The organism is Poriferisphaera sp. WC338, from assembly GCF_050931845.1.
Lineage (GTDB): Bacteria > Planctomycetota > Phycisphaerae > Phycisphaerales > Phycisphaeraceae > Poriferisphaera.
The window spans coordinates 4160801-4183107 of the sequence record NZ_CP194516.1 but is presented as its reverse complement, the minus strand read 5'-3'; the positions used below and the strand labels follow the sequence as shown (position 1 = coordinate 4183107).

Annotated in this window: 17 protein-coding genes; 8 read left to right on the top strand and 9 right to left on the bottom strand. The window is 51.8% G+C overall.

Features of this window, described 5'->3' with window-relative positions:
- Window positions 1-4 precede the first annotated feature (4 nt).
- Together ACQ6WK_RS17315 and bamA are read right to left on the bottom strand one after the other, a co-directional pair.
- Complete coding sequence (locus tag ACQ6WK_RS17315) at window positions 5-601, bottom strand: OmpH family outer membrane protein (RefSeq protein WP_432798648.1); 597 nt, start codon at window positions 599-601, stop codon at window positions 5-7.
- Window positions 602-769: 168 nt separating this feature from the next.
- A complete protein-coding gene (gene bamA / locus ACQ6WK_RS17310; RefSeq protein WP_432798647.1) occupies window positions 770-3094 on the bottom strand; it encodes an outer membrane protein assembly factor BamA in 2325 nt (774 codons plus the stop codon).
- Between the two features lie 728 nt (window positions 3095-3822).
- On the opposite strand from bamA, the gene ACQ6WK_RS17305 reads away from it, so the two are divergent.
- Entirely contained in the window at window positions 3823-4926 is a 1104-nt protein-coding gene (locus tag ACQ6WK_RS17305; RefSeq protein ID WP_432798646.1) for a thiamine pyrophosphate-dependent enzyme, read from the top strand.
- Window positions 4927-5023: 97 nt separating this feature from the next.
- Window positions 5024-6061, top strand: a complete 1038-nt coding sequence (locus ACQ6WK_RS17300; protein ID WP_432798645.1) for an alpha-ketoacid dehydrogenase subunit beta — start codon at window positions 5024-5026, stop codon at window positions 6059-6061.
- Window positions 6062-6167: 106 nt separating this feature from the next.
- Here ACQ6WK_RS17300 and ACQ6WK_RS17295 read toward each other — a convergent pair whose 3' ends face one another.
- Window positions 6168-7928 (bottom strand): hypothetical protein, encoded by a 1761-nt coding sequence (locus ACQ6WK_RS17295; protein ID WP_432798644.1) that lies wholly within the window; start codon window positions 7926-7928, stop codon window positions 6168-6170.
- 233 nt (window positions 7929-8161) lie between these two features.
- The gene (gene dnaA, locus ACQ6WK_RS17290) at window positions 8162-9790 is read right to left on the bottom strand and encodes a chromosomal replication initiator protein DnaA (RefSeq protein WP_432798643.1); all 1629 of its coding nucleotides are present in this window, start codon (window positions 9788-9790) and stop codon (window positions 8162-8164) included.
- 25 nt (window positions 9791-9815) lie between these two features.
- Here dnaA and ACQ6WK_RS17285 point away from each other — a divergent pair, with 25 nt between their 5' ends.
- Entirely contained in the window at window positions 9816-10058 is a 243-nt protein-coding gene (locus ACQ6WK_RS17285) for a hypothetical protein (protein ID WP_432798642.1), read from the top strand.
- 147 nt (window positions 10059-10205) lie between these two features.
- On the opposite strand, the gene ACQ6WK_RS17280 is transcribed toward ACQ6WK_RS17285, so the two are convergent.
- The gene (locus tag ACQ6WK_RS17280; RefSeq protein ID WP_432798641.1) at window positions 10206-11171 is read right to left on the bottom strand and encodes a GNAT family N-acetyltransferase; all 966 of its coding nucleotides are present in this window, start codon (window positions 11169-11171) and stop codon (window positions 10206-10208) included.
- Window positions 11172-11377: 206 nt separating this feature from the next.
- Here ACQ6WK_RS17280 and ACQ6WK_RS17275 point away from each other — a divergent pair, with 206 nt between their 5' ends.
- Both ACQ6WK_RS17275 and ACQ6WK_RS17270 read left to right on the top strand, forming a co-directional pair.
- Complete coding sequence (locus tag ACQ6WK_RS17275) at window positions 11378-12007, top strand: hypothetical protein (RefSeq protein ID WP_432798640.1); 630 nt, start codon at window positions 11378-11380, stop codon at window positions 12005-12007.
- 233 nt (window positions 12008-12240) lie between these two features.
- The gene (locus ACQ6WK_RS17270) at window positions 12241-14022 is read left to right on the top strand and encodes a hypothetical protein (protein WP_432798639.1); all 1782 of its coding nucleotides are present in this window, start codon (window positions 12241-12243) and stop codon (window positions 14020-14022) included.
- Here ACQ6WK_RS17270 and ACQ6WK_RS17265 read toward each other — a convergent pair.
- The 4 genes from ACQ6WK_RS17265 to prmC form a co-directional block, all read right to left on the bottom strand.
- Window positions 14014-14916, bottom strand: coding sequence for a serine hydrolase (locus ACQ6WK_RS17265; RefSeq protein ID WP_432798638.1), 903 nt, complete (start codon window positions 14914-14916; stop codon window positions 14014-14016). The two genes, ACQ6WK_RS17270 and ACQ6WK_RS17265, sit on opposite strands and share 9 nt — an antisense overlap.
- Window positions 14917-15028: 112 nt before the next feature.
- Window positions 15029-16237, bottom strand: coding sequence for a glycosyltransferase family 4 protein (locus ACQ6WK_RS17260; RefSeq protein WP_432798637.1), 1209 nt, complete (start codon window positions 16235-16237; stop codon window positions 15029-15031).
- A 131-nt stretch (window positions 16238-16368) separates the two neighbouring features.
- Entirely contained in the window at window positions 16369-17232 is an 864-nt protein-coding gene (locus ACQ6WK_RS17255; RefSeq protein WP_432798636.1) for a PEP-CTERM sorting domain-containing protein, read from the bottom strand.
- A 231-nt stretch (window positions 17233-17463) separates the two neighbouring features.
- Complete coding sequence (gene prmC / locus ACQ6WK_RS17250) at window positions 17464-18342, bottom strand: peptide chain release factor N(5)-glutamine methyltransferase (protein WP_432798635.1); 879 nt, start codon at window positions 18340-18342, stop codon at window positions 17464-17466.
- Window positions 18343-18435: 93 nt separating this feature from the next.
- Between prmC and ACQ6WK_RS17245 the strand changes: the two genes are divergently transcribed.
- The 3 genes from ACQ6WK_RS17245 to ACQ6WK_RS17235 all read left to right on the top strand — a co-directional run bounded on the left by ACQ6WK_RS17245 (window position 18436) and on the right by ACQ6WK_RS17235 (window position 22237).
- Window positions 18436-19842 carry a sulfatase gene (locus tag ACQ6WK_RS17245; RefSeq protein ID WP_432798634.1) on the top strand — a complete coding sequence of 469 codons (1407 nt, stop codon included), beginning with the start codon at window positions 18436-18438 and terminating at the stop codon, window positions 19840-19842.
- 113 nt (window positions 19843-19955) lie between these two features.
- Window positions 19956-21071 (top strand): linear amide C-N hydrolase, encoded by a 1116-nt coding sequence (locus ACQ6WK_RS17240; RefSeq protein WP_432798633.1) that lies wholly within the window; start codon window positions 19956-19958, stop codon window positions 21069-21071.
- Window positions 21072-21139: 68 nt separating this feature from the next.
- The gene (locus tag ACQ6WK_RS17235; protein WP_432798632.1) at window positions 21140-22237 is read left to right on the top strand and encodes a glycosyltransferase; all 1098 of its coding nucleotides are present in this window, start codon (window positions 21140-21142) and stop codon (window positions 22235-22237) included.
- Window positions 22238-22307: the final 70 nt, after the last annotated feature.

Sequence of the window (22307 nt, the reverse complement as noted above, 5' to 3'; positions counted from 1 at the left end):
GGATTTAGCGGGCGTTGTCGTATTGGTTGTTCATGCGTTGGATAACTTGATTGGTGAGGTCGATCGTTGGGGAGTTGTAGAGCACTTTGCGAGAAAAGATCTGCAGGCGGAGTTGCTGGATGTCTGCGGTGTTCATGCGGTCGATGGTTTCTTTGTAGAGAACCAACTCGTATCCACCTTCGGTCGCAACAAGATCAATCGCCTTGAGCATCTTGCGGTAAAGCTGTTCGATGTTCAGAGCAGCATCTGAAGCCTGCTTTTGCTGCATAAACTTACCCCAAGCTTGGTACTGGATGGCTTTCATTTGAAGCTCATCTTGTTTCTGGTCGGTACCGGCTTGGCCTTCCAGCATCTTCAATTCTTCTTGAAGTGCTTGGATTTCTTCCTGACGCAGCTTGGCTTCCTGTTGAAGTGCTTCGCGGCTGGTTTTGTCTTCAGCATCTAAGGAGACGCGCTCTTTAAGGCCGTCAAAAACTTTTTGGATATCAACCACCGCAACTGCAGTCGGCTCGGCAAACATGTTGGTCGCTTGTACGCCAGCAAAGGCGATCAGAAGCAGTGCAAGTGCAGCGGTCAGGATGGTGATATTGCGGAATTTCATCTGTATCTCCGGGTTCTTTATGGTTAAAGAATCATGGTTGGTGGATGCCGGTACGATAAAGCTCTGTTCAGAGCTAATGCTTTCCATCGGTCAGCGGCGGCATTGTACATCATGATTTTGATGTGATGGCGAGCAAAAGTGGTTTTACAAAAAACCCATCTACAAGGCTTATTGCAGCGGAATTGCGATGTCGAACGCGATAAGCTGCGTCTGATCGCCATCCTGCTTCACAAGCGGGATGCCAAAGTCCACCGCAAAAGGTGCTTGCGACAGGAACGGCACTTGGAAACGGACACCTGCACCGACTGCCACACGCCATTGATCTAGCCCCGCAGTTTCCTGCACAGTCCCTTGGTCGGTGAAGACGACGCCCCGGAGGTAGCGATCCCAGATGGGGACTTCGTATTGAAGTGAGACAAGCCACATGAAGTTGCCGCCAACAGGGTCTTCGCCAGGCTCCCCGGTAGTAGAATTATCTGGTACACCGCGTGGGCCAACACCACGGAATTCAAACCCGCGGAAGGATCTGAAGCCACCGGCATAGAAACGTTCAAACGTCGGTGCACTACCAAAGATATTCCCGATGTCGGTTCGCAAACTGACGACTGTTTTGCGGCCGAGGAAATCTTCATCGACGGTCCAAAAGGCGTTGTACTTGGCGCGGATGCGTGTGAATTCAAAATCACCGAGGATGCCGAACTGTTCGACAGTGAGATCAAAGTTTGTACCACGTGTTGGGAAGATAATGGAGTTGGTCGTGCGGCGTTGGAGACGGACGCCGATGGAATCGATGAGATTTGAGCCTTCGACATCAAACACATCAACCGGCGCATTAACATCGACGCCGGTAATTTCAACATCTTCCGCCCGGAGGATCGCTTGTGCGGACCAGACATCACCGAAGCGTTGCCCGATGCCGATGTTGCCGCCCGCACGTGCTTCATCCCAATCTTCACGAACACGTGAGAAGTAGAACGCGGTTGAGTCGAAGAAGTAATCTGTCTCAAAAAAGTATGGCTCGCGGAACGATGCGGCGTAGCGCTGCGTTTCGTTACCGGGTTGTAGGTCGATTGAGAAATACTGGCCGGCACCTTTGAAGGCACGTCCTGAGAAAAATTCACCAAGCGAATCGGGTGTATCAGTGATATCGAAATTGCGTTGGATGAGGTTGACCGAACCGATGACACCAGAGTCGGATGTGACACCTGCACCAAAGCCGAGAGAACCCGTGTCGCCTTCTTTCACTTCAACAAGCACATCGCGAATGGTTTCCTGACGGTCGCCAAGAATCGTAACAGTGCCATCAGAGAAAAGAGGTGAGGCGCGGAGACGTTTTTGTGTTTCATCGAAACCGGTACGGTCAAATGGGTAGCCGGGCTTCATGCCATAAACTTGACGGAGAACGACCTTGGATTTGGTGGTGTCATTGCCGGTGACAATGACTTTGCCGACGGTGTAGGCTTGTCCTTCAAGGATGCCAATACTGACATCGACACGTGGCTGGTCTTCGTGGAAAATCGGCTGGACACTAACTTGTGTTTCTAGGTAGCCGAGCTTGCCGTACATATTACGTAGGACTTCGGCTGAATCTTTATTTCGTTTTTGCGTATAGATGTCGCCAGGAACAAGCTCGATGTTTTCTAGGATTTGCTGCTTGGTGAAGAGGTCCACACCTTCAACGTTGATCTCGGAGACAAGGTATTGCGGGCCTTCTTTAATAATGAAGACGACGACAGCATCACGTTCATCGGGAGAAAGACTGATGCGTGGTGCGGCGTCGGCATCGAGGTAGCCGTTGTCACGATAAAAGTCGCGGATGGCGGCAGCATCAATCTGAAGTTGTTGGCGATTGAGTTCGCCTTTGCGAAAGATGGGGAAGTAAATCTTGGATTTGATCTCGTTGCGGAGTTGCTTGTCGGGGAAGATAGTGTTGCCTTCAAAGCGGAAACCGCGGATGCGGACGTGTGGCCCTTCGCGAACTTGATAGATGAGAATGCCAGAGTCAGCGAGCAGTTCACGGTCGATACTGACTTGAGCCACGAAGTAGCCAGCCGCCTCATAAGCGTCCATGATCTGGCGCTGGCCGCGCTCGATGAGATATTCATCCGCAGGGTCGCCAGCACGAAGACGGACGAGATTAAGCAGCTCACCGTCCGAGAGCGCTTTGTTGCCGACGATTTGCACGTCTGCAAGGAGTGGCTGCTCGGTGACGTTGAAGATCAGATTAACCGAACCATCATCATTAGGCTTCACATCAGCAGCAACATAAGAAAAGCGGCCGAGGTTGTTGATCCGGCGGATATCCGCAGTCACGGTCCGAGAGTTGTAAGGACGACCAACCGCTGAGCGAACCTGATTTAAGACCAATTGCTCCGGCACCATCCGCAGCCCAGAAACACTGATGTCCGCAATCGGACGGTGCTCTGGCTCAATCCCTTGGGCTGCAACTGTGCTGCCAGCCAAGAGCATCAAAGCCTGGAAAACAATGATCATAAAAACAGATGGTAAATGCCTGGAATTCGTCAACCGTGATCTCTCCGCAAGAAGCGTGATGATGCCGCAGTGTACCTTAATTAACCTCCTTTCGCCCCTCAACCTTACACCGTCCACCACATCATTTTTTCCTTGCCGCCGACTTGTATGCCATGCATGTCGAACCCGCTCACCTTGTTCCATTCGTATCTGTCCATACTATGAATCGCTAACCTCTGACACGCTCAGTGGGTTTTGCTTTGGAGTTCCCTTCAAACAACCGATGCTGCCGACCTGCCTCACGGACAATTTGCAGACGCTCACCGCCATTTGCTGCCAGTAGGCGTCTGTGCGACATTCGTCCTGCAAACCTGCTAGCCGTGATGAACCATGATCGCGCCAAACAATCTCCCATAAAACGGAACCTTCGTCCCAACAAACGGAATTACTGTCCTGATAAAGGCTTATCACCCCGAGATAAACTTGCTGCTATTCCGGCCAAACCCTAAACTTTAAATAGTTCAGCACCGTATGAATCTCGAATCAACGGGCACCCGAAACTTCGGGAACCTGAAACGCGGAGAAACGCTTCAGGACACGACATACCAACCAGTCGCATGGTGTGGCACCTAGTCAAACCACACAACGCCTGTGTTACACACTGGACCATCTTGACGATGACAAAAACAAAGCAAGCAACCAGCGCAAGCGAGGCCACGGATATGAGCTCAGCTGCACAGGACAATGTGATGCCTACCAAAACCGAAGAACTTTCCGGCGAGGCCCTTCTCGGCATGCTCCGGGACATGATGCTGATCCGCAGATTTGAAGAGCGGACCATGCAGTCCTACATGCAGCAGAAGATCGGTGGGTTCTGTCACATCTATATTGGGCAAGAAGCCGTCGCCGTCGGATCGATCTCTGCCACCAATGGCAAGGACCCGATCATCGGCGCCTACCGGGACCACGGTCTCGCCCTCGCACGTGGCATGGACCCCAAATATGCCATGGCTGAAATGTTCGGCAAAGTCACAGGATGTGCCAAGGGCAAAGGCGGCTCGATGCACTTCTTCGACAAAGAACACAACATGTTCGGCGGACACGCCATTGTCGGCGGACAATGTCCGCTCGGTACCGGCCTCGCCTTCGCATCACAATATCGCGGCGAAGAAGACGTCACCCTCTGCTACCTCGGTGACGGTGCACTCAACCAGGGCGCGTTCCACGAATCCATGAACTTGGCCGCCATCTGGAACCTGCCGATCATCTTCGTCCTCGAAAACAACAACTACTCCATGGGCACCGCAATCGGTCGTGGCACAGCTATGGCTGAAGAACTCGGCGCGAAGGCCGAAGCCTACGGCATGCGATACGCTGAATGTGATGGACTTGATGTCTTGGATGTGTATCACACCTTCAAGCGTGAAATCGCCCGTACTCGTGGTGCCAAAAATCCGCAATGGGAACGCGGCACCGTTCCGACCTACAAGCGCGAAGGCAACGCCGTCGGCCCATGCTTCATCAACGTCAAAACCTACCGATACAAAGGCCACTCCATGAGTGACCCCCAAAAGTATCGTGCCAAGGAAGAAGTCGAAGCCAAACAGGAACAGGACTGCATTAACCGCCTGGTCACACACCTGATCGAAAACGATCTCGCCACGCAAGATCAGATTAACGAACTGGACCGCCAAGCCAAACAGATCGCACAGGAATCGGTCAAGTATGCAACCGAATCACCTGACTTGCCAATCGAAGAACTTTTCACCGACATTTATGTCAACACGTTTGGCCCGTTCAAAAAAGGCAGCCTGCCATTGATGCTACAAGACGGTGAAGGCGACGCAGAATAATCAATCCTCATCCGAGCACGGCAGTTACTCCCAAACAGAACACAAATGTCCAGTCTAATACTTGATTAGACCGACTGAATAAAACGGATACAGCAACATGAGAAATGTGCAATACCGCGATGCCCTCCGTGAAGCAATGGAAGAAGAAATGCGCACAGACGATCGCATCTTCCTGATGGGTGAGGAAGTCGCTGAATACAATGGTGCGTATAAAGTTTCCCAAGGCATGGTTGAGGAGTTTGGTGCTCGCCGCGTGGTGGACTCGCCGATCTCTGAGACAGGCTTTGCAGGACTCGGCGTTGGTGCAGCCATGTACGGCCTTCGCCCGATCATCGAATTCATGTCCTGGTCATTCTGCCTTGTGGCTGCCGACCAGATCATCAACAACGCACCGAAGATGCTCTACATGTCCGGCGGACAATTCGGTTGCCCCGCTGTCTTCCGTGGCAACAACGGCGCAGGCGGACAGCTCGGTTCCACCCACTCATGGTGTGTCGAATCCATGTTCTCCTCCGTCCCCGGCCTCAAACTCGCCGTTCCCTCAACACCACGTGATGCAAAAGGTATGCTCAAAGCTGCCATCCGCGATGAAGACCCTGTGTTCTATCTTGAGTCCGAACGCATGCTCGGCATGGGCGCACGCGGCGACAAAGACTACTCCCGCTATTTGGCAAACGGTAAATGGGCTCCGCCAACCTATGAAGAAGATGACAACTTCGTGATCGAGTTCGGTAAAGCCGACATCAAAAAGCCCGGTAACGATTGCACGATCGTCGCTGCTGGCCGACCAGTTCACTTCGCACTTGAAGCTGCTGAGCAACTCGAAAAAGAAGGCATCGATGTCGAAGTCATCGACGTCCGCACCTATCGTCCGCTCGATATCGAAACCATCGCAAATTCGGTTCGCAAGACCAATTACTGCGTCGTAGTCGATCAGTCCTGGCCGTTCGCGAGTGTTGCTTCGGAAGTCGCTTCACAGGTTTACGAGAACTGCTTTGATGATCTAGACAATACCGTTCTCCGCGTGAATAACGATGATGTCCCCGCCCCATACAATCGCGCGATGGAACAAGAGATGCTCCCCAATGCTCGCAAGATCATCGAAGCTGTCCGCACTACCACCTACAACGCATAACCCCCCACAACCCAAAGACACATAAACAAAAACTGCGACCACCTCGGCCGCAGTTTTTTTACATCTATCTAACATGAACATGCGATTAGACCATCTCCCTCCACACCTATTCCATATCCTTACCCAAAACATCTCCATCCAGCATGACATCATCCTCATCAAACCAATCTTCATCACTCAAAAACAGATCCTCATCAGCCGACTGGTAAGGCTCCATCTCAATCAACGCATCACCCGTCACCGGCGAAACATAGTTCAAATACTGAACCTGCTCATACCGCAGATCATCCCGCTTCTCTTCTTCCACTTCAGGGTACAAGGCCAGCAAAACCCCCTCTTGCTCCGCCCCACTAACCCGCGGTAAATCAACACCAATCGACAAATCAGAAAAACCGTCACTTCCACCAATCCCCTCACCCTTCGCCGCAGGCATCCCTTCATTATCTACCATATCACGCCCCGGATGATACACCACATAACCCGCTCCATGCGTCACCAAACCATACGCCTGCGCCTCACCCAACACCCCCGAAACACTGTAATACTGATCCACAGGCAACGCCGCCATATACCTCGGCACAAGCACATCAAGCCCTTCCGGCAGCTCACCCTTCGCCAGCCGATATCGCTCTACCGCAATCGCAAGCCGCGTCATGACACTAAGCCGATGATACTGAACATTCGTTCTTGCACATGCTGTGATCGCCGGCAAGAAAATCCTCGCATACATCGACAACAACCCATACTGCTCCGCCTCATCATCATAAGGCTGCATATCCCAATTCCCGCGCTGAATATCCTCCAGCATGCGACCATAATAATCCGCAACCAACATCTGATCTCGCGTCAACAATCCCGCATACTTTTGAAGACGCGCGATAAACGCCGGTGCTTCTGAAGTTAGTAGCTCCTTTATCCTTGCAGGATCTCGTTTCATCCACTCAATCTCATACTGTGTCCAAACAAGCTCGCCCTCAAAGCTCATCGTAACAGCCACCCCAATATCAAACGGCTCAACCAACGCATACAACACCGCAAGCTGCCCATCATCATAAACATGCAAATTCAAAGCGCGCTCAATTTCAACCTGCAATAACCGGTGTATCGACACACGCACAAGCTGCGTAATCAATACCGGCTCATCCTTGATCGACTCTGCCAACTGACGCATCGCCACAAGCGCCCGGATCCCATCCGCAGGCTGCCCCCGATGGATCGCCTCCCAATGATAAAGCTGCAACACACGAGCCGCATTGCGCAGCTCCGCCAAATGCGGTAGTTCCGTCATGATCCCCTCGGAAAAATCAATCGGATACCGCGCCTCCCAATCAGGCAGATCAAGCAATGTCTCAATATCCTCACGGTGCTCATCCAAAAGCCGCCCCATCGCATCAAGCAACAACCCCGGCGGCGTCTGGTGATTCCGATACCAATCAATTGGAGCAGCCGTCAACACAGGCACCGCCCCCTTCATCGACTCTACATCATCCGGCATGTCATCAGCATGTTTCCCGTATCTCTCCTTGATTTCCTTCGACGCATCATGCAAACGCCCTAACACCGGCTCCAAATAATCCGCCAGGTTCTCCTCATCAAAATCAGCATATCGCTGCTCCAACTCATCTATACCCACAGGATGTCCCGCCGCCCGCAATTCCACCAACTGTTGGTCCAATTGATGATTCAGATACACATGCCAACCCACAAATGCAATCACCACAAGCAAGACCAACCCACCCATGACAAAAAAAAACCGCCGCCAAAATCGCACTACACGTGATTTGGCCTCCGCCTTATGCTGCTCAAAATAGTCTGACGCTTTCACACCCCGCGCCTCATCAACTGTCTCAACCTGTTTATCACCCATCAACATTACTCCCGAAATATGGCTCTCTTTGCTACTCGAACGGATCACCGTTCGACTCATACTATAAACCAACCCGTAATAAGCCGCGCCATCTTTTCTATCAATTCATTCGCCTCTGCGATTTCTACCCACAACAAACCCACACCTGAATCGTGCACATCAAAAAAACCCGATCAGATTGACCGGGCACCAACGCAGGCCCACAAGGGACCTGTCATCTTCTGCTTGAAAACTTACCCCCGCTTCAAAATCCGTGTGATCCGATCCACCAATTCTTTAGGTGTCACGGCAGTAGCTTCACTGGGTAACAACATGGCTTCGCCGGTTTCGATTTGCTTCTTCATCCGCTTCGCCGCCGTAATAATCGTTGAGTGCGTCTTGCGACCCATCTGCCCTGCAATCTCCGGATAGCTCATCGATGTTAGTTCATAAGCAAGATAAATCGTGATCGACCTTGCAAGCACCACGTGTTTGTTACGAGATGAACCCAGAATCTGCCCGCAATCAATCTGCAATTCTTCCGACACCGTCTTGGCAATCTCATCAAAACGAATTGGCTTCTTCCTCGTTCGCGGCGCATCGTGTTGGAAAAGTCGATCAACAAGCGTGTGACCAATTGGCTCGGTAATCCCGCCCAAACGTGAGCTTGATCCTGAGCCGGTCAAACTTGCCAGCGCGTGGAGTTTGGTTAGCACACCTTCAATCTCTCGCACGGACCCATCACAATGCTGCGCGATCGCATTGGCGGCTGACGGTTGCAGCACCATGTTGCGGCGTTCAGCAAGCACACGAACCAATCGCTCCCGCGTCTCTGTATCCGGCTCATGAATCTGCACCACCATCCCACGCACACATCGCGACACCAATGCTTCTGAAAACTGTTTGATCAGTTTCGGATGCGAATCACTGGCCAACACCACACGCGCCCCGCCAAGTTCAATGTGATCGAAGCAATGGAGAAACTCCTGCTGCGTAGCTTGCTTGTTCGCGATGAAGTGAATGTCGTCAATGGCGAGAAGATCAAGTTTGCGGACACGATTGCGGAAAGCATCGAGCTTGTTGGTGCGGACAGCAGCGATGTAGTCGTTGGTGAATTGCTCGCCGGTGACATAGAGAACCTTCGCACCGGGCTCACGCGAAAGATGACGCTGGCAAATACCCTGCAGAAGATGCGTCTTACCGAGACCGCATCCGCCGTGGATGAAAAGCGGATGACCAGCGGTAGCAGCATCATCGTCAGCAACACGCGAGGCAGCCGCGAAGGCAAGTTCATTGCTTGGCCCAACGACGAAATCTTCAAGACGATGACGCATCTTTCGACCAGCACTACCTCTTGGTACAGGGCGACTCATGACAACTGGTTGCAGGTGACTGAGCGGTGCGTTCTGAGGACGGCGGACGGCAGGTTCATGGGGTTTTACGGTACTGTCATCGGAGGCAAGCACACTCAAGTGACGTGGTACAGGAGCTGCAGCGGGATTGATACTCGACGAACTACTAACAGCCGCTACTGAGTCACCAAAACGTGGGGCCGGAGCAGCATGAGCATGATCGTTGCTAGGTAAATCTGCAACGGGGGGTGTGGCCGCACCGAAATCCTGCGGACTGACTTGGACAGACAATTGAACGCTGCAGCCAGCTTCAGAGTCGGCAGCACTTTGAAGATCACCTTGGAAGTGTTTGCCGATCCAATCAGCAACAAAACGGTTCGGAACTGATACGGTGAGCGCGTTCTGATCCGCTTTGAAATCAAAACGAGCAGACTGATCGAACCACATGGCGAATTTGCGCTGACCAACGGCTCCCGCTAACCGTTCTGCGATACGCGCAGTGATAGATTGTGTAGATGAGGTTATACTCACCGAAACACCCCTTTGGTGTGATCGCATGCCAACAGGATATGCTGCCGGAGCCGTGTTAACGCTGGTCTTTGCCCGCGCGTTTTTTAAATTGAAAGTGGTTCCATCCGACGACCGCCTGATCGATTCGCCTTGGGTAGTGCGACTTGCGTGGCAAACACAGATTCAACGGTTTGCAACAGACGCCAAGAAAGGCGTGCACCACCGCTCACATGGGCGAAGCGGAATCATCCTCCTGATGACTATGAACGAGAATAGTTTGTTGTGCTGATTGCATCAACCGTCATAAATGACGGATCACCCTCTTGATTTTTTCAGTTCACCATTTCACAACCACTTAGAGACGTTCATTTTTTTTATCCACTTCTTTATACACATGCGCGTAATCTGTGGATAACAAGAGGGACTGTGCAAAACCTTATTTTTCCACTTGTTTTACAGTGTAAATCAGCGCGTGCTTACTACCAGTTGATTCAAAGCCAAGTGATTGATAAAGCGCGACCGCAGGTGAATTCTGTGCATCAACAGCGCATAACATCTTCTGGTGATTTCGTTCGCTTGCAATCGTGATCCCCCATTGCATCATGCGTTTTGCATACCCCTTGCCGCGAAACTTCAATGACAACCCGAGATAAACTAATTCACACCCACCGCCATCAGCTAACCCACTAAGTAACAACACACCCACCGGCTCATTACCGTCATACACCGCATGCCACAGCGTCGCATCAAATACCCCCGTAGCCATATGACCCGCAATGATCTGATCAATCTCCCGTATACCCACTAGTCCCGGACAGTCCTGCGTTGCTTCATAGCTACTCAATATCGCGCGCGCGAATAATTCCCGATTCACTTCAGACCATTCATAAACCGTCATCTCCACCCCAAGATCCAACTTACCCGCAACTGAACCACCGGATTTCAAAACACAGGACAGATACAGCAACTCCGCCAGATACGTAAACCCGGCCTCGGTCGCAGCCTCCATCGCCAGCAATTGATCTTGATCCAACAACACCTGCAACAGGCCGAGTGATCCATCTTGCTGTTCTAGCACCATGCCTAACAGCCGCGCGAGCCGCTTTTGTCCTGCATCATCCATCACTGGCGAGACAAACACCATCCCGCTCCCTCCTGCCGCCGGTACAACTAGTACCGCACTCCGCACGACACCATCTCCGACAGCCACCCAGAGCTGCTCCAGAGAAAACCCATGCACCACCGCAAACCGCTCCATCTGGTCAACAGCCGCACCTGATACCCGAGATCGGCCCGTCAGCAGTACCGACAACCCCTGCCGCCGCAGATCTTGCGGGCACAATCCAAACCACAGCCCATCACCACCATTAGCTTCTACTGTTAAAGGGTTTACAGTTGCCATTGCGTTCTTGACTCACCATCTACTAGCCTGAACATCCCCCGGTCAATCGCGACTTTACCCGTCGCCTCAGTCATCATACCCCGCTACACGCTGTTTTGTCATAAATGTCGACGAACCAAATGATTGACCCCCACCCCTCTGATCGTACAATGGGGGCATACTCATTCAGTTGAATGAACAACCGACATCTTAAGCTTGAGGTATCCATGAAGACCACACTTGCCCTGACCACAGTGCTGGCCGCCCTGTTCTGCGTGACGCTGACTCTATCGCCTTCAAAAGCGCAAGCCTATCCAGAACCCGCTATCGTCAGCACATCATGGGTCATCGATGTTAAATTTGAAAAGCCCACCGCGATTGCTGTAAAAGACCGCTTCGGCGTAAACCGTTGGTACTGGTACCTCCCGTACCGCGCTATCAACAACACCAGCAGTGACCGTATCCTCTCCCCTGAATTCACCATCGCCACCGATTCCGGCAAGATCATTCAAGCTGGCAAGAATGTTCCGCTCTCTGTCTACCGGGCTATCGAAAAACAACTCAACAACCCGCTGCTCCTTTCACCCCTAGAAATCGTTGACAAGATCCTTCAGGGTGATGACTACGCAAAAGAATCCGTTGCCATTTGGCCGGCCTTCGATCACGATGTTGATGAGTTCTCCGTCTTTGTTGCGGGCCTCTCTGGCGAGTCTGCCACTGTCAAGAATGTCCTCACTGGTGACGATGTCCTCCTCCGCCGCACGATCATGCTCACCTATAACACCCCCGGCAACAACATCAATGCCTTGCAAGACCAACCGGTCATCCTCAAGACCCGCCGCGATGTGATGCGATAATCCCCGCCCCGGAAGTTTGATCACGGCCACCCGGTCATCAAATGTGAAACCACTTCCAACAATATTAAAACAAACAAACGCTGCTCAGTTTGGGCAGCATTTTTTATATCCCCTTTCCGAACAATCCTTCCGGGGACAAGCCCACGTATTCCGGGGGTTCCGTGCCGTGGGTTTTCTTTGCATCTCGCCCATCCCACTTTGAAACATCCTTTCATCGATTCCGTCTTATTCACATGAGCACGACAACACCGCCATCTCCTGCTCCCCTGATCATCGAAGCGGTCGCCCGTCTTGAGCTCGAATACACCGACAACGTCGTTGGCCTCATCCCTCTCCCTACTACATCCACCTCTCAACTCACCTCAACATCGCCTCCTTCAAGAATGCTTCTTGCCATCGATCCACTTTACTTCGATCTCTGGGACGTTCTTGTCTACTACTGGCCGCCTATCCTCCTCATCATCACCATCCCCCTCGCATTCATCTTCGCGATTACCCTCCCCATCCAACTCGCGCACAACCGGCAAACCCCCATTGGCAAACGCTACTGCAAAAAATGCAACGCAAACCTTAACAACCTCTCACTCCCCGCCACCTGCCCCTCCTGCAGCAAAACCATTCACCTCAAACACACCGCCATCCGCAAACCCTTCCACAAACAACACCCCATCTTCCTCTCTCTATGCCTCTTCGTCTGGCTCACACCGCCCATCCTTATTCCAACCCTCTACATCGAACACCAGAAACACCACGACCCTGATTTTGATACCTCCAGCCGATACTTCGCTGACTATTGGCGATGGCGTTCCATCCTCACCGCCTACGGACACGCCCGCCACTGGCTCGACATCCCCATCAAACCGCCTCTCGAATTCCACTTCACCGTCCGTCGCTCTCCTTTCTACGGCCAGTTCGCCTCCGATAAATATGAATTCAGGCTCCTAACTTTCGACCCAAAAACCAAAACCATTTCATCTCAAACCCTTCACGAAAACTGGTACGACGAAGTCTACACCATGCAAAGTGCTGGCGAGTCATGGGACTTTGGCGGACGCATTTCAACGATTGAAAACACCGACCCCTTCATCCTTGATCGCGGCGACAACCTCATCATCATCGCCGCCGGGCAAATCCTTCGCTACGATAAACCAACATCCACCTTCACCACTATTCCCTTCAAGCAAACGCCTCGCCTCCCATTCGAAAAAAGAAGTGACGAATACCAACCCGATCCATCCGATCCCACCGGTAAGACATTTTTCCTCACACCCTACCACCTCACTCATGTCTACGACCTTGGCCACGATCTCATCCTCATTACCTCACCAGCCAACACCGATAAACCAATCATTGATGACCCGCAAACCTCCGATGACTACAAGCGTTATGCTTTCCTCCACACGGTCATCGTCGATCTCAAAACCCAACAAACCCTCTACGAAAATCTCCATCCTCTAGATCAACCCGAAAACACGTCACACGAATATTTCGCCCTGAAGGTCGGCTCACTGCGACGCCATCACAAAACGCTCTACCCCAACCTTCAAATCACGCATCCCTATTCACATCAGAACGGCTGGAACAAACCGCACATATCCGATCTCACTCCAATCACGGTCACTTCATCAGGCCACACCCTCAGTATGAATGAACTCCAAGATCAACTCACCCTCCCACTCGAACGTTGGCGAGATAACGAAATCTTTGACATGGCCCCCAACATCAACATCCGCATCATGACCGAAGAAGAAACCGAAGCATTCACCAACACCGACTGGGAAACCGTCGATCAGTACATTGGCCTCGAACTCACCAACCAATCGATTCAACAACTCGCATTTAAAATCCCTCACGACCTCGAAGACTTCCGCCGCACACTTCAAAGCCATTTTGCGACAACCCCCGACCAATCATACATCTGGACCATCTCACTTTACGACGGCCCAGCCAAACGCTGGATCGAAATCTACGATCTCTCAAAATACGTTACAACTAAAACCAATCCATCACCTTGAATAATTCGTCATGTACCCATGCACCGCTGCAGCAATCTCTTTGTAGATCAGCTCAGCTTTCGCCGCCGCGATCGGCAATATTAATGATAGCGCATACCGCACCGCCCCATCATCAATCACCGCACAGTCGCCGCTCCAATAGCTGAACCATCCCGTCTTGTGATACATCATCGCATCACGCGGCAAGCCCTTCGCTAACTTACTTTTATCCAATTGCCCTCCAAGCAAACGCATGAGTTGCTGACTCACCCACGGGCTTTCCATTTGCCCCGTAGCCGCGCGATATAAAAAATCACTCGTATGCAAGCCGCACGTCATCGTACTAGGTACATCCGCATATCCCTCATCTTCCTTACTCCGACTCAAATACTTCCGCGTCACCTCACTCCCCGCATACCCATACCGCAAAAGCATCTCATTAATCCGCGGCCTTTGCGCCATATCAATACAACAATTCGCCGCACAGTTATCACTCCGCGTGATCATCAAGTCCAAAAGATAGCCAATTGTCACCTTATCCCCTGCATGAAGCAGCGGCCGTGGATCACTCGGAATCTCCTTACTCCGATCTACATCGTTCGGACTCTTCACCTCCACCACCTGATCAAGCTCGTATTCACCTTTCTCGATCAACGATAGCAATGCACCTGCCACATACATTTTGTAGATGCTACACGGATAGATAAAATTGTCGTGATAGACACCACCAAAACGGACTGTTTGTTTTTTCGCTTGCTTCTTTTCCCATCCCGTGAAATCCACCACCGCCAATGAGATCTCTTCTAGCCCATCCTCACCCACATCAAACGAGTGATGCAGATCAAGATCGTTCACCATTTCATTTAAAAAATCGTTCAGTTTGTAATCCACTACATAATCTGCGGGCAACTTCATGGGCATATCGCATCCTTCACAAACAAATCGTCTGCTTCAATCATTCATAATACAAACCCACTGAACCCATCATTCTACTCACATCACCTGCGATGCAACATCTACACATCTTTTATCCGGGGATCGTCAACACCTGCTCAAGCCGTTCGACAAACCGTTCACACACCTCAGCCGGATCGAACTTCACCGCTTCTTCTGCTGCTCGCCGCGACGCATCGGTATAAAACACTTCATCATCCGTCAGCTTCTCAATGAGATTCACCCAAGCCGTGACCACTTCGCATTCCACCGGCCGATCCATCTTTAATGTCACCTGCTCGGGCATCGGCAACACAAACCCGCCCTGCCCCACAATCTCCGGCAGCGCCCCGCGATCACTAACAAGTGCTGGCAAACCGTTCATCATCGCCTCTGCCGCAACCCGCCCACCGCTTTCCGCAATCACCGACGGCATCAACACCATCCGGCTCACCCCATACACCTCACGCATATCACTCACCGGCCCACTAAACATCAAACTCTCATGCCGTCCAAGATCAAACCCGCCCATACGCCCCGCTTCAAGCAACATCCCGCCCGTTCCGCGCCCCTCAATAATTAACACCGGAATATCTGGCCGTCGCTCGCCCAGCACTTCAGCCAACTGAGCCACCACCCATAATCCCTTCTCCACACTTGGATTCACCATCGTCACAAACACACGCTCATCACTCGCCTCATTGACCACCGACGCGCGATCAATCGGCAAACCCAACCCCACACACTCTGCATTTAATTTGCCATTATATTCATTCGCCGCATATTGACTCGGAACCACGACTAAATCAGCAGCCTCAAAGTAAGAAGCATCGTTGTACGCCATGTTGTGGATCAGCAAGATAATTGCCGCACCAGAACCTTTGATGATGTTAATCCAATTCCAACCGCGTTCGCTACCGCCGTAAGTCATCACCGCGCCCGGCTGATAAGCAGACAATATCCCCACAAGAATCTGTTCAAACGTATCCGCCGCTCTAGTATCATGCATCCAATCTGTTGGGCAGCCACCAGTTTTCAAAAGCGCATAATCCACACCCCGGTGCCGTCCTTCATATACCGTCACGCCATCTATTTTTCGCGCGGCCAATCCCACTCCCATCTGTGTCATCTCGCTGACATGATCCTCTGCTCCCGCAGCTCCCTCAACCGCGGTCACCCCCAGCACCATCACTTCGTAACCCTGCCCTGCCAGCATTTCCGCAACAGTTCGCGTACTGATCGCCGCACCACTTGCGCAATCAAACGGACTATGCGTCAACACAAACAAAACGTGCCTGCTCATCACATGACCCCTGTCTACAAACTCACAAACCAAACATGACTCACAAACCTCAAACACAATCATAAACAAAAAACCCACCGGATTCACCAGTGGGCTTTTGTAAACCGTTAGTTATGCGTTAGCCAAAACACTTACTTGCGACGTCGTGCGCCGAGCAGCAAACCAGCCACACCCAACATCATCAAGCTCGCAGGCTCAGGCACCGCAGGAATGCCGTTCACACCAAAGTCGATTGAGTCGTCTGGAATATTCAGTGTCAAGCGATCACTACTGCTGCCCAAGTGCGTCCAGTTCACCATGATCTCCACCTGCCAGTATGTGCCAGCCGCCCATGATGTGGTCGACCCACCGGTGATATCCGCGGTGTGATTAAACTCGAAGTAATGTGTTTCTTCGTCGTCGACCACCGTCGGCGAGCCGACTTCAAGCAAGCCAAGGTTCGGGTCCGACAAGCTCAGATCACTAAAGCCATCTGGCTGCCCGCCAACGACTGCGTCAAGGAACGGCACATCCGACATATAAAAGTGCATCGACGCGCTGACCGAATCACCCGTCGGAATGGTAATATCAAAATGTCCCGCAAAAGCCAGAAAATCGTTTGTCGTAAGCACATCATCAAAGGTCCCGCTTGAACGAACCACCATCTCACCCTCAGGCACTTTCCAAGCCTGTGGCACGGCGGTCCCGATGATCTTCAAACCTTCACCACTGGCACCCAAAGCACTATGACCCAACGAAGAATTGATCGGCGTGCTAACCTCAAAACCGGAAAGCACCTCAAAAGCCCCCGCACTGGTAACCGAAAACTTTGACACCACTTCGGTGGGCACGTCACCAGGGCCACCATCGCCCGGACCGTCGCCGTCTTCAGGGATCACAATATCAGCAGAAGCAACACTTGCCATTGCAAGCGGCATCACAACAAGTGCGCCCGCAACCGCGGCCTTCTTGCCCATCAAACCTTTTGCTTTCTCCATCAACGTCATACTCGACATACGTCTCTCCCTTTCAAAAATGGCTGTACCGATACCTCGGCGTCTTTCGTAACCTCGCACAGGCGGCAGCGATACATCATGCGGCCCCTCCCCAGCGAGAAATGTCTATACACACTTAAATTGTATTGATTCAGTACACAAACGCAATAACAAATAAACACGCCACAGCATTCATGCCACATATAAAACAATTGTATTTTCGTTGCCGCCCAAACCACCCATTTTCACATGCTAGCGCTTATCTGCAACCAAAATACGAGGATACCCTTCATGATCCGGCAAAACCTTTACATCTTCATACCCATCCGTTTTGTGCAGTAACTCGCGCATAGGCTCATCATGAACTGCCGCCATCTCTAGCACAATCTGCCCCGGCGATTCGATCAATCCTCTTCCTTCATCCACCAACACACGCAACAAATCCATCCCATCCACACCACCCCGCAGCGCAAGCTCCGGCTCATGCGCCTTCACATTCGTCTCCAGCTTCTTCCACTCATCGTCCGGAATATATGGCGGATTACTCACCAGATACTTCACACGCTCACCCACAAGCGGCTCCAACAAATCCCCCACACGGAACTCAATCCGATCCGCCACGGCATACCGCACCGCATTCCGCTTCGCCACCGCAATCGCAGCCACACTCACATCCGTCGCGATCACCTTCGCATCCTTCAACTGCTTCGCCAAACAGATCGCAATCACCCCGCTCCCCGTACACACATCCGCGATCGTCACATGCCCACCAAACCCCGGCGTCACCCGCGCATGCTGAATCACATGCTCCACCAATGTTTCCGTACTCGGCCGCGGTACAAGCACATCCTTATTCACCTCAAACATCATCGAAAAGAACGGCGCTTCACCTACCAGATAATCTACCGGCTCATGCTTAATCGCTCGCTCGACTAAATCACGAAATGCCGCACGCTCCAACTCGCTCGCTGGCCGCTCAGGGTCCATGTACAACTTCAATCGTTCACAGCCCAAAACATGCGCAAGCAGCATCTCCGCCGATAATCTCGGATGATCAATCTCTTGCTTCTCAAAATACCCCGTCGTCCAGCGAAGCAAACCCTGCGATGTCCAAATCTTCTCCGTGTGCATCACACAATATCATACCCCATCCCAATGCAATGCAATATCCAAGCGATTTCCGCGTTATACGCTTATCACCCACGAGAAATAAGGAGCAACATCATGCCTGTAAATTCCGTCCGCTATCTCTGCGCTCTTTCTGCCTGCCTGCCAATAGCTTCTCTTCACACCTCGCCGCTCCTCGCTCAAACCCGCCCTAACATCATTCTTATCGTAGCCGACGATATGGGATCAGCGGACCTCTCATGCCTTGACTCACCCGACATTCAAACCCCCAACATCGATCAGCTCGCCGCCAACGGCGTCCGCTTCACCAATGCCTACACCACCGCAGCGGTCTGTTCGCCATCGCGCGCCGCACTCTACACCGGCCGCTACCAACAATCCTTCGGCTATGAATTCAACCTCCCACACAACCTTCCCGATGACCCCATGTACGGCATCCCCCTCTCGCTTACCACACTCCCTGAACAACTCCAATCACAAAACTACACCACTGCACTCGTCGGTAAGTACCACCTCGGGATGCACGAAAAACAAACACCCAACAATCGTGGCTTTGATCATTTCTTCGGATTCCTCTCAGGTGGACACCCTTATGCCGTGAACGCTCGCCGCTCCAAGCTCATGCACAACAACAAATCTGCCAACACGGATCAATACCTTACTGATGAACTCGGTGATCAAGCAGCCAACTTCATCAACCAAAACAAAACCAATCCTTTCTATCTCATGCTTTCCTTCAACGCACCGCATACACCTATGCAAGCTACCAATGAAGATCTTGCTCGTTTCAAACATATTGAAGATGAATCTCGACGCACCTATGCTGCGATGGTCTATTCAATGGATAGAGCTATTGGCAATGTTCTCCAATCGCTCAACAAAAACAATCTCACGCAAAACACCATGATCATTTTCCTCTCTGATCATGGCGGCGCCACACCAATGAACACCGCATCCAACGATCCCTTCCGCGGCAATAAAAGCACACTCTTTGAAGGTGGCATCCGCGTCCCCTTCATTATCTCCTACCCCGGCAAACTCCCCGTAGATGTAACCTATGACCACCCTATCTCATCACTAGACATCTTTCCTACCGCACTTGCTGCCGCTGGCACACCACAATCCGCGATCAATCAACAATCCTTCCATGGCCAAAACCTTCTGCCCTATCTCATACAGCAAAACAAATCCCAACCCCACCCAACCCTCTATTGGCGCACCGGTCGATCCTTCGCCATCCGTCACGGCGATTGGAAACTCATCAAAGTGAAACGTTCCCGCACTATTGCGCTCTATAACCTCACAAACGACCCCAGCGAACAAAACAATCTTTCTGACAAATACCCCGATAAAGTTCGCGAGCTTCAAGTCATGCACGACGACTGGGCCGACACGCTAATAGATCCCCTCTGGGAAGAAGAACGTCACGACACCTCTCGCAATCGGAATTCACAGCGTAATAACAACGCTTCAAATAACCGCCGTCAACGACGAAATAATTAAACTATCCTCATCAACCCCGTATTCCAAAGGCTCAGCAGTCATCCCTCCGATAGTGTTGTGAGCTTCTAACGGTTTCATTCGCCGATAACAGCAACACATTCACGGGATCACATATGCGCCTTTACAATTATCTCACGATACTTTGCACGTTTTCTATTTCACTTCTCTTCTTTATGGGAGGCGCGCATGCCTGTACAGAATTTTGCATCGCCAGTAACGATGGCTCGCACATTGTTGGCCGCTCAATGGAATTTGGACTCGACCTACAATCAAACATTATTACCCAACCGCGCGACCATCAATTCCAAATGTCCACCCCCGATGGCAAACTCAGCCTCGCATGGAAAAACAAATTCGGATACGCCGCCCTCAATGCCCTCGGCTCTGACATCATCTCCGATGGTCTTAACGATCAAGGCCTTTCCGCAAGCGCGCTGTACTTACCTAAATTTTCAAAATATCAACAAATACTGCCACAACAAAACCATCTCGCTGTCCCCAACGATTTACTCGTCCACTATATCCTCGGTAATTTCAAAACGATTGAGCAAGTCAAACAAGCCATCCCCGAAATTGTCGTCTACGCACGACCCAACGCCGACATCGGTAACAAACCTTTCCCCTTACACTATTCCGTTTATGATCGAACCGGCCAAGGCATCGTGATCGAATATACCACTGAAGGCCTGAACATCTACGACAACACCCCCCGCGTTCTCACAAACTCACCGCCCTTCCCTTGGCATCTCGATAATCTTCAAAACTATCTCAACCTTTCACCCAACAACCCCGCGCCCAAAACCTTGGGCAACCAAACCTTCTCACCAGCCGGACAAGGTTTCGGTATGTGCGGACTTCCCGGCGACTCTACCCCGCCCTCCCGTTTTGTACGCATCTTTGCACTCAAAGCCGCTTCCACACCCACAAACACCACAGAACAAACCATCAACCTCGCATTCCACCTGCTTAACACCGTCGATGTCATCCGCGGCACCGTCCGCCCCGCAACCACTGCCAAAGATCAATCTCCCGACTATACACAATGGATCGTCATCAAAGACCTCACCAATCTCAAGCTCTATGTCCGTACCTATGATTCATTATCAATTAGCACACTCGACCTGAAGCAACTTGATTTATCCCCAGGCGCACCCGTCATGAAAATCCCAATAGCAGAACAACAAAAACCTCTTGATCTCTTAAAAAACTTGCAATCACAATCCAAATAAACACGCCGCAACATCGTGCATATCAATCTCACCTAGACCTTCTTACTCTGCCCTATTACTATTTAGTCATGCATGTAGCGCTCCTCGCAAACACAGCTTGGCTTGATGAAGAACTCTCCATTCTCAAGCACCTCATCGTCGGCCTCATCGACGAACGCATCCAAACCACGCAGGTCATACCACAATCTATCCATCACTCAGAGTTCTCGCCTTTCGTCGGACACCTCGACTGGAACGAAATCAAGCTTTACCCCCCGCTCTTCTCCAAACTCATCAACCGCTTCCGTATTTCTAAACTCGCCGATCAATTTCATACGCACAACGTTGATCTCATCCACGCGCTCGATGGTCGCATGTGGCACGGCGCCGTTACCCTTGCCAATAAACTCGATATCCCCGCCGTCCTCTCCGCTAACTCGCACTACGATATCCAAACCGCCCGGCACATCCGCACCCGCATCGACCCCGCCCTCACTATTTTTACTGCATCCACACAACCGCTCACCGCCTCACTCGAACAAGCCATTCAAGGTAAAGCCCCCGTCCAGTTCGTTCCCACCGGCATCTACCGCGCTACTGGTGCTGAACACAATAGCCCCATCACCGAATCTCCATCCGCCATTGTCTCTGGCAACGGTCGCTACGACGTGCACTATCAATCACTTCTGCAAGGCATTGCCGAGATGATCCGCATCCATCCTAACGCACAGTTCTTCTTTGATGGACAAGGTGTTGATCAACACGCCATCTGGGAAGCTGGCGCAAGGCTCAATCTCTTGCAAAACATTTCGATCATCCCTCGCCGACTCGGCCACCGCGAACTGCTCCTCCGCGCAGACGTACTCATCCATCCACAACCTCTCGGCCGCGCTCGCTCCATCACCCTCCAAGCCATGGCTCGCAGCATGCCCATCATCGCCCAAGACGACCCCTGGCTCGACTACTTCATCCACGATCAAACCGCATGGGTTATCGCACAAGGCGCCACAACCACCGACAACTGGACCAAACTCCTCCTCCGTTTGATCGAGCAGCCCACTGCCGCACAAAAGCTTGGCGATACCGCTCGCAACTGGGTCACCACCCACCGTCTCGCCTCACAGCAAATCGAAAAACTCACGCATATCTACCGCACACTCTGCCCTACCAATATCAAAATCGCTTAACCCAGCAGAAGTGTGATAACTTTCGAACGTGCATTCAAATAAACCGGAGAGGCCTGGTTATCCACCAGGT

Bases quoted from the DNA above. Each gene is read 5' to 3' on its own strand.
- ACQ6WK_RS17315 (WP_432798648.1), bottom strand. From the start codon at position 601: ATGAAATTCCGCAATATCACCATCCTGACCGCTGCACTTGCACTGCTT.
- bamA (WP_432798647.1), bottom strand. From the start codon at position 3,094: ATGATCATTGTTTTCCAGGCTTTGATGCTCTTGGCTGGCAGCACAGTT.
- ACQ6WK_RS17305 (WP_432798646.1), top strand. From the start codon at position 3,823: ATGCCTACCAAAACCGAAGAACTTTCCGGCGAGGCCCTTCTCGGCATG.
- ACQ6WK_RS17300 (WP_432798645.1), top strand. From the start codon at position 5,024: ATGAGAAATGTGCAATACCGCGATGCCCTCCGTGAAGCAATGGAAGAA.
- ACQ6WK_RS17295 (WP_432798644.1), bottom strand. From the start codon at position 7,928: ATGGGTGATAAACAGGTTGAGACAGTTGATGAGGCGCGGGGTGTGAAA.
- ACQ6WK_RS17285 (WP_432798642.1), top strand. From the start codon at position 9,816: ATGCCAACAGGATATGCTGCCGGAGCCGTGTTAACGCTGGTCTTTGCC.
- ACQ6WK_RS17280 (WP_432798641.1), bottom strand. From the start codon at position 11,171: ATGGCAACTGTAAACCCTTTAACAGTAGAAGCTAATGGTGGTGATGGG.
- ACQ6WK_RS17275 (WP_432798640.1), top strand. From the start codon at position 11,378: ATGAAGACCACACTTGCCCTGACCACAGTGCTGGCCGCCCTGTTCTGC.
- ACQ6WK_RS17270 (WP_432798639.1), top strand. From the start codon at position 12,241: ATGAGCACGACAACACCGCCATCTCCTGCTCCCCTGATCATCGAAGCG.
- ACQ6WK_RS17265 (WP_432798638.1), bottom strand. From the start codon at position 14,916: ATGAAGTTGCCCGCAGATTATGTAGTGGATTACAAACTGAACGATTTT.
- ACQ6WK_RS17260 (WP_432798637.1), bottom strand. From the start codon at position 16,237: ATGAGCAGGCACGTTTTGTTTGTGTTGACGCATAGTCCGTTTGATTGC.
- ACQ6WK_RS17255 (WP_432798636.1), bottom strand. From the start codon at position 17,232: ATGTCGAGTATGACGTTGATGGAGAAAGCAAAAGGTTTGATGGGCAAG.
- prmC (WP_432798635.1), bottom strand. From the start codon at position 18,342: ATGCACACGGAGAAGATTTGGACATCGCAGGGTTTGCTTCGCTGGACG.
- ACQ6WK_RS17245 (WP_432798634.1), top strand. From the start codon at position 18,436: ATGCCTGTAAATTCCGTCCGCTATCTCTGCGCTCTTTCTGCCTGCCTG.
- ACQ6WK_RS17240 (WP_432798633.1), top strand. From the start codon at position 19,956: ATGCGCCTTTACAATTATCTCACGATACTTTGCACGTTTTCTATTTCA.
- ACQ6WK_RS17235 (WP_432798632.1), top strand. From the start codon at position 21,140: ATGCATGTAGCGCTCCTCGCAAACACAGCTTGGCTTGATGAAGAACTC.